Origin of the sequence: uncultured Veillonella sp. (genome assembly GCF_900545205.1) — a bacterium.
GTDB lineage: Bacteria > Bacillota > Negativicutes > Veillonellales > Veillonellaceae > Veillonella.
The window spans coordinates 1-8,371 of record NZ_UQYC01000072.1; the positions used below are offsets into that span (position 1 = coordinate 1).

Annotated in this window: 6 protein-coding genes and 1 pseudogene; all 7 read right to left on the reverse strand. The window is 38.3% G+C overall.

The features are described from left to right. Positions 1–251: 251 nt before the first annotated feature. The gene (locus QZR70_RS07505) at positions 252–1,355 is read right to left on the reverse strand and encodes a nicotinate-nucleotide--dimethylbenzimidazole phosphoribosyltransferase (RefSeq protein WP_295794224.1); all 1,104 of its coding nucleotides are present in this window, start codon (positions 1,353–1,355) and stop codon (positions 252–254) included. Next, on the reverse strand, positions 1,352–2,389 hold the full coding sequence (locus QZR70_RS07510; protein ID WP_295794226.1) for a nicotinate-nucleotide--dimethylbenzimidazole phosphoribosyltransferase: 1,038 nt from the start codon (positions 2,387–2,389) through the stop codon (positions 1,352–1,354). Before QZR70_RS07510 ends, QZR70_RS07505 begins: the two co-directional genes overlap by 4 nt. Before the next feature lie 190 nt (positions 2,390–2,579). Beyond that, positions 2,580–3,467 carry a prephenate dehydrogenase/arogenate dehydrogenase family protein gene (locus tag QZR70_RS07515; protein WP_295794228.1) on the reverse strand — a complete coding sequence of 296 codons (888 nt, stop codon included), beginning with the start codon at positions 3,465–3,467 and terminating at the stop codon, positions 2,580–2,582. A 101-nt stretch (positions 3,468–3,568) separates the two neighbouring features. Beyond that, complete coding sequence (locus QZR70_RS07520) at positions 3,569–4,915, reverse strand: MATE family efflux transporter (protein ID WP_295794230.1); 1,347 nt, start codon at positions 4,913–4,915, stop codon at positions 3,569–3,571. A 72-nt stretch (positions 4,916–4,987) separates the two neighbouring features. Continuing rightward, a complete protein-coding gene (locus QZR70_RS07525) occupies positions 4,988–5,707 on the reverse strand; it encodes a LemA family protein (RefSeq protein ID WP_295794232.1) in 720 nt (239 codons plus the stop codon). Further along, positions 5,700–7,550, reverse strand: coding sequence for an MAG1210 family protein (locus QZR70_RS07530; RefSeq protein WP_295794234.1), 1,851 nt, complete (start codon positions 7,548–7,550; stop codon positions 5,700–5,702). The genes QZR70_RS07525 and QZR70_RS07530 overlap by 8 nt, the downstream gene beginning before the upstream one ends. 321 nt (positions 7,551–7,871) lie before the next feature. Then, positions 7,872–8,371, reverse strand: a pseudogene (locus tag QZR70_RS07535) (2-oxoacid:ferredoxin oxidoreductase subunit beta); the annotation flags it as partial.

Consider the following 8,371-nt stretch of genomic DNA (forward strand, 5'->3'; position numbering starts at 1 on the left):
ACTCGCGACCCCCGCCTTGGCAAGGCGGTGCTCTACCGCTGAGCTATTCCCGCATACAGAACCGATAATTAATATAACATAATCATCAATCTGTCGTCAAGAACAATTTAAGTCTGTCCTGACTGCCCTATAATAATATCAATTTACACATATAGTGTCAATGGTTTTTCCATGAAATTCTCAGTTAATTTTGCATAATTGAGCATAAAACATATAAAAAGAGGGATTTAATACTCCCTCTTTTATATAGATTACTCTTTGTTCTTTTGTCTACCTTTACCGGCCCCATCTTCAGCGGCTTTAACCTCAGCTTCCACGAAGGTTTTCATATCATTTAACATATGCATGGATGCATCGATAATGGATAGTCCCATTGTGGAACCCAATGCTTCATCTATTTGTAAGTTATAGTGTAAGCACGGTTTTACATCTAAGAATCGACATTGCTCCTTATGGATTGGTTCCTCATATGCGGCAGATGGGAATACATAGTCCTTAACTAATGGCTCAATAGTAACGGCGGCCAATACAGCTGCACCTGTTACAGCATTATCAAATACTACCGCCATACGATGACTAGCAGCACCTAAAATAAATCCAGTTAAGAATGCAATATCTAAGCCACCTGCTACATGAAGCAAATGCAATACCGCATCACGGCGCTCACTTTCACTCAAAGCAGACCAATCATTAACGGCAATATTGAAACGATCTACAAAGGAATGAATATGAGCAGCCCTTTGCTCTACTGTTGGGCCACATTCGGTATGAACGAGAATATCATCATAGGCACAGCCTGTAATAGTAGCGGTCGTTACAAGGGAATCAAGGAACGCCCTTTCCCCTATATTGCCGATAGCTACGACTTGTAAGCCATCGTTGTGCAGTTTATCAGCATAGGAAAAGCCTAGTTCAATAGCTTCTTCTAATTCATCACGAGAAATAACAGGTTCTACACCAAAGAAATGGGAACCCTTACGAATAACCTTTTGGTCAATATTCGTCAACTCTGTTATATCTTGTTCAAGGCCGATATTTACTACATGCACAGGTGCTTGTAACTTAGATGCCGCACCTTGCGTAGCCGTTCTACCATCATTGAAACGCTTAACAGCTGCGTAGCTTTCACTACCATGCTGACTATTTTGAGGACCATCTACCAAGTGATCCGCCGCCACCACAAGTACACCATATCGCAAATGATTTGGTTGAGAATCTGCCAGAATACCTGCAAAACGCTCTGCAATTAGTTCTAATGTAGCAAGGCTATAAATAGGCTTTGTTAAATTGTCGATACGTAATCGACATGCTTCCATGGATGGCGCATGTAACGGTTCGATTGTAAATGTTCTCATGCCTTACCTCCTGTAACAGCCAAATACATATGAACGGCAAGGTCTAGCATGCCCATTTGAATGGAGCCACCAGAGGCCTCACCAAGACAAAGTCCTAAATCAACATAGGCTTCAAGGCCTAGATTTTCTAAGGAAGATTTAGCCGCTTTTTCAGCAGATAAATGAGAGGCCATCACATAGTCCATCGCCTGTGGTACCAAGGTTTTAGCCACCAATGCGCAGGCAGATGTATTAAAGCCGTCAATAATAACGAGGGCCTTATTAGCTGCTGCACCCAGAATAACACCTACAATACAGGAGAATTCAAAGCCTCCCACAGAGGATAAAATTCCGATGGCATCGTCTTTTGAAATATCTTTATATTTTTCTAATACATCATGCACAATGCGTTGCTTTAATTTTAGACGCTCATCAGAAATATTAGTGCCTCGCCCTGTGGCTTCCTCTGCAGTGAGTCCTGCAAACTTGGCTGTCATAAGAGCACTAGCAGTAGTATTGGAAATTCCCATTTCCCCTACTAAGAAAACATTAAAGCCTTCGTCGATTTTCTCTTTTACAAGGCGGATACCTGTTTCAATGCCTTCAATGGCTTGTTCACGTGTCATGGCCGGTTCTTCAACAAAGTTTTTTGTGCCCATACCAAGTTTATGACTACGGAGTCCTGGTACCCAGCTCATATCTGCATCAATGCCCATATCGATGACTTCCATTTGAGCACCACAGTAATTAGCTAAGGAATTGGCACCCGCCCCTTTAGGAATTAAGTAGTTTTGTGTCATCCCTACAGTTGTTTCCTTTGGGTACGCACTTACGCCCATATCGGCCACGCCATGATCGGCAGAGGCAATAATCATACAAGGCTTTGGAACCGTTAAGTGTTCCTGATTTGTAGCCGCACCATATTGAGCCACCACGTTTACAAGTCGCCCATATTGTTCTACAGGTGACCCTGCATTCCAATTATCGATTATATGTTGTTCAATTTCATGACTGCGACCTCTAATAGCGTCACAAGTTTCTTGTAACAAACTCATGGTATCTCCTTAACTAAATAATATGTTAAATGTATATTCTTTACGAACCCTAGTATACACATTATACTGCATAAACCGCGTTGCTTCAGCTACATAAATATACATCAAGCTCAAATGAATGTTAATTATTCATTATTAGTACTCTATGAGTGCTAACCAATGTATAGCCTTAGCTAATAATTATTTATCATTAGCTATTCTTTATTTGTCCTGTTAAATATGGTAATTTACCGCGGATTTCTCTTCCTCGTTCAAGATAGGATTCTAAAGCTTGACCTTCATCTTCTTGTGAAAGTATCTCTTTTACCCGTTTGATTTCGGATTCGATTTGTGAAAGACCTTCAATTACATTGTGTCTATTACCATAAATGATTTCACGCCACATAGATGGCAAACCACCGGCAACACGTGTACAATCTCTAAAGCCTCCTGCAGATAATTTCATGCGCAACTCGCCTAATTCATCACCACCGGAAACTTGAGTTAAAATGGATGCCAATAAATGTGGCATATGACTCACCATAGCTAAATACGCGTCGTGAGCATAGATATCGACAAATTCAATACGTGATCCTACAGCGCGTCCCATTTCAGCTAGTTCTTGAGCAACCTCTTCACTATATACTTCAGAGGCCTTATCCTCTAGTACAATCCAACCCATACCTTTAAATAGGTTTTTATGAGATACTTCGTAGCCACCCTTTTCAGAGCCAGCCATAGGATGAACAGACACAAAAATTGTCCCTTTCGGAATAGAATCATATACAGCTCGTACAAAGTTTTCCTTTGCACTAGATACATCAGTCACCACTTGTCCTGGTCTAAAAAGATGTGCCATTTCTGTAAATAGTCTTGCATTTGTATCTGGAGGCAATGAAAATACAACGATATCTGAATTTTCAATCAATGGTTCTACCTCAGTCCAAGCAGCTTTTACCACCCCATCCTGAATGGCCGCATCACAAACCGCTTGGCGACGAGCATACCCTACCACCTCATAATCGGTATAGGCCTTTAAAGCCTTCGCCAACGAACCACCTAATAGACCTAAGCCAATAATGCCTACTGTCTTACTCATATAAACCTGCTTTCACAAATAATTAGCCTTACACTCTCCAATGTAAGGCTAACTATATCTACAAACTACTAAAAGTATATTGAAATCGTGTAAATATAAGACTATGCCTCTATGAGGCGTCTATTTTTCCACTTCCCACTATACCAGCGATATACAAATAATAAACCTCGTAAAATTTCATCTACCGCCATGGCAATCCAAATGCCTACGAGCCCCCATTCCCAGTAAATTCCAAATAGATAGGACAATGGTACAGCACATAACCACATGCCAAAAATGCCTACGAGCATCGGCGTCCGAATATCCCCTGCTGCTTGTAAGCAGCCAACCATAACAATATTGACGGCACGACCTAACTCAAGAAAAATCTCAATCAGTAATACATTATGTGCTAACGATAGGATTTCTGGATCCGTAGTAAATATGGATAGTACAATATCACTGGTAATATAAAAGAACGTAGCCAGTCCTACACTAATGGCAATGGCTAACAACATAGAATGCCATACGCGATTTGTCACCTCAGCTTGTCGTTTAGCCCCCATCAGGTAACCCACAATAACTTGAGATGCATTTGCTAATGCTATGGTATATACATAGCAAAGCATGGCAATAACTGATACATACACCTTTGTATTAATAACAGCTAGCCCTAGGATGTTGACCATTTTCATAATCGTTGTCTGAGATAACTGATAACTTAAGGTTTCACCACCAGAGGGAACACTGATATTCAGTAAAGACTTAACCGTATGCCACGGGAATGGTTTTAAAAATTTGAAGCTCACCTCTAAAGTAAGCAACTTCTTAAAGGTATAGCCAATAATTACGAGGCCTACCAACTTAGATAACCAGGTAGAAATTGATACCCCTAGTACACCAAGGCTTGGTATGGGACCATGACCAAATATTAATACATAGTTAGTTGTGATATGGATAACATTCATAACTAACGCGATATACATAGTAACACGCGTTAATGAATGGCCTCTAAATACGGCAACCAGCGCATAATACATAGCCTGAATCGGTAATCCTGCGGCCACAATGGTCGTATATATCGACGTATCACTCATCGTTTCGGGAGGTATACCTAGCCATGTAAAAATCCATTCATGACAGGTGATAAAGAATACGGCCGCAACAGATGAAAATAAGAAGTTCAACACCAAACTGACCGTACATACCTCTGATAGCTTAGACTGATTTCGAGCCCCTAAATACTGGGCAATCAAAATCGTCGTAGCTGTACTCATAACAATGATGAGCATAATAAATATATTTAAAATTTGATTGGCATTAGCCACAGCTGCTACTGCTTGAGGAGAATAATGGCTCATCATCACTTGGTCTATATTACCTACTAACAGCTGTAGGAACACTTCGATAAATATAGGCCAACTCAAAGTCCAGATAGACAAGCTAATCCCTTTTTCATAAGACTTCATAGTATCCCCTTATATACTAATGTCAGATTTTATAGTATGCCCTTTATATACTAACGTCCAATTGCCTATCCCTTAAAAGAAAACGCCCTTAGCTTTTTCTTTAGTTTCTTGATCTGCAATAAATGGAATTCTAGTAGTTCTACCTTCTTTGGCCGCTACAATCTTTTTAAATGGGAATTCAAAGATTTCTCTATTCCAAGTATTTACAGCATCATTATACAACGTTCTAGCTGCAGTAATTTCTTTTTGTAAGTAAGAATTTTGTTGCATTGCATCACGAATTGTATCTTGGCTTTGTAATTCTGGATAATTTTCTATAGCTACGTTGAGGGCTCTTGTAGCCTTGTTAAGTTGTGCATTCACATCACTTCTAGATGCTTCAGAAAAATTACCACTTCTATACTTAGCAATATCTACAAGAATATCTTTATCTACTTCAATAGATTTTTCCACTAATTTAGCCGCATTGGAAAGAATCACCACACGTTGCTCCATATAATTGTCGATTTCAGAAGCAGCATTTTGGATTCTTTGTTCCATCATATTAAACTCTGAGCTAATTTGTTTTAATCTCCACCATGGATAAATTAGCACGATTGCACCAATAATGGATACCAGATACTTGTCAATAACTATGCCTAAAACGATACCAATAACACCGATAGCCATAAGAATAGTAGGTAACATTTTTTCAAAACCACTAGTTTCTACAGGGATTACCTTCGCAATAACATTTACATCTCTGCCTTCAGACATAATTTCCGGATTCATTTCGTCGAGTTGATTAGCCATTTTTAGTACCTCCACATTGTTCATAAATAGTATTTAATAAATCGTCGAGAGACTGATTTTGTCGATATAGTTTACCTGCCATAAAGTGATCATACGCAAAGGATCTATCCCTATTATCTTCAGATTTTTGATAATGATCTAAACCTTTAATATGGTTGAAATCATCTCCTGCGGATTGTATGTCGGTCACCTCTATAAATTCTTGTTTTGTTACAGGAACATACTCATCCCAGCGGACTGGCACATAATAGGTCCTACCATTACCCGCTCGTACAGGTACTTCATCTATGTGTTCAATCGCTCTATACGAATAGGCATCTACCTTAATCACTTCCGAGTCACCTTCATTTTTATGGTGACTAGTCTTAAGGATTGTTTTTACATTATTACGCTCCGACGCATCAGGGGGAACAAATAAATTGAGTCCCATTTTATTCGCTAGCATTTCTGTAATGTAATCATTATATTTGAAAGCATAAGATTTACCATAAATATAATCATTAGATGCCATCTGTTGATACACAGGAATTGCTAAAATTGGCAGGAATGAGAAATACATGTGATCAAAGTAACTACAGTTGTAATTAATGAACTTTTCTTTAATCTTTTCAAATGAAAAATCATAATATTGAGATGGCGATGTATCAAAATCCCAGTTTTGAGAGTTATCAGCTTTAATCTCATTAATTTTACATTCTTTGTTAAATATAAAATCATCGCCATACGGTGAGTTTTCAAAGATATCCTTGTAGTTGCTTTGTGCTAACGGCGTAAACAATACGCGGAATTCAACTTCATTATTTCGATCTAATGCATTAAATTGAGCATCAAACTCTTCATTGGCTAAGGCTTGGAAATTACCTCCGTCCTCCAATGAATCTTGCCCTTTCTTTCTAAGACTAGCAATGCCTTTCGCTAATCGACTCTTGGCACCACCAAAATTAAAGAATCCTTTTTCCGGTGGTTTTCTATGGAATGTTAAATTAGGTGCCGCATGATTACCATACACTAAAGATACTCTATTTGCATAATATGGACCAGGTTGTCGTACGACTGCACGTAGTGTTTCATTAACATCTCTAGTCTTCAAATTCCCATTAGAATCTACATACTCCTCTGTATAGGTAACATCTAATGTTCCTTCATAGGTATAGTCGTCCAGCCAGTGGATTATGCGCTTAAGAAATACAAAGGGATTTCCTAAAATCTCGCCAGACGCAATATCTAATGTGGAATGATTCACATCGCCTTTTTCTAAAAATCCATAATCTTTAACAAGTTGTTCATATCGTTCAATATTAAAGTTAGAATCCATATGAATAAAAGGAATCGCCTTTTTTAGGAGTTCCATAGTCATTTCACTATGAAAGAGATTATTCAAAGGCGACATCATCTCATAGCCTTCTTGACGCATTTGAGCTAAGGTCGCATCTAAGTCTTTAAGCTTTTCCTCAAGGCTCTTACTATTGGGCTTAATCCAGTACAGATATAAACCTACACATAGAACTAGAACTGCAATACAAATAATGATAGATACAATATCTACATGATCTTGTGAAAACTGATAGATACCATAAATAATGGCCCCTATACCGATAACAATATCAATCTTCTTAATAAGTCCAAATCGTTTATATGATGTATTCGATTGATCTCGATTCTCTGATACAGAAGTATATTTATCTATCAATACTTTATTGGCATCTATATCTACCTTGGATTGATCGACTAAATCTTGAAAGTACTCCTCGGTGACTTGCTGGAAGGCATCTTTTAACTCTTCCCGATAATACTTAAGCGGCTCTAGCAATGCTTCATTATATTCATTCGACACGTTACTCATTCCCTCTCCTTAATGAATCGTACAGTAAGTAATACATCTATACGTTTCCATTATGCCTCATATTCTGAAATAACAGCCTCTTATACTTATAAGCTTTCAAATTTTTACTTAATTATAAATATCCTAAATTATAAATTAGTATATCAATTAAGAAAACCTCCGTAAAGTAATAATACTATTTATAACACTTTAAGGTAATAATACTCTCCATTGCACTATAAGGGAAAACTACTATTCATAAAGGTATAAAGCAAAAACCCCTCTTTACTGGACATCCAGTAAAGAGGGGTACAGACCATAAATGATCCAATTTAAATAAGATTATTTAAATTGATTACAAAGGCTATCGAATAGCGCTTGATCTGGTTTTACAACGTCTTCAGTTAATGGACGAGGATGTGGACCACCATTTGCTGCAGCCATAGCTTTTTCGAAGGAAGGTTTAGTAGTATCTTGGTAGATAAGACCAGTAACCAAACCATTTGTTTCACCCAAAGTTTTAAGTGCTGCTGCACGATCTGTTGGGTCGTAACCTTCTGGCAATGCAACTAAGTGTTCTTTGAACCAGTCATAGCTGTTGTGTTTATTATATGTAACACATGGGCTGAATACGTTAATGAAGGAGAAGCCTTCATGATCCATTGCTTGTTGAATCAAATCAACAAGTTCTGCACGGTTAATCATGTAACCTTGTGCTACGAATGTAGCACCTGCAGCGATTGCAGTTTCACAAACGGACAATGGAGATTCGAATGCCCCACGAGGAGTTGTTTTTGTAACAAAACCGATATCAGAACGAGGGGATGCTTGACCTTTAGTCA

Bases quoted from the DNA above. Each gene is read 5' to 3' on its own strand.
- QZR70_RS07505 (WP_295794224.1), bottom strand. From the start codon at position 1,355: ATGAGAACATTTACAATCGAACCGTTACATGCGCCATCCATGGAAGCA.
- QZR70_RS07510 (WP_295794226.1), bottom strand. From the start codon at position 2,389: ATGAGTTTGTTACAAGAAACTTGTGACGCTATTAGAGGTCGCAGTCAT.
- QZR70_RS07515 (WP_295794228.1), bottom strand. From the start codon at position 3,467: ATGAGTAAGACAGTAGGCATTATTGGCTTAGGTCTATTAGGTGGTTCG.
- QZR70_RS07520 (WP_295794230.1), bottom strand. From the start codon at position 4,915: ATGAAGTCTTATGAAAAAGGGATTAGCTTGTCTATCTGGACTTTGAGT.
- QZR70_RS07525 (WP_295794232.1), bottom strand. From the start codon at position 5,707: ATGGCTAATCAACTCGACGAAATGAATCCGGAAATTATGTCTGAAGGC.
- QZR70_RS07530 (WP_295794234.1), bottom strand. From the start codon at position 7,550: ATGAGTAACGTGTCGAATGAATATAATGAAGCATTGCTAGAGCCGCTT.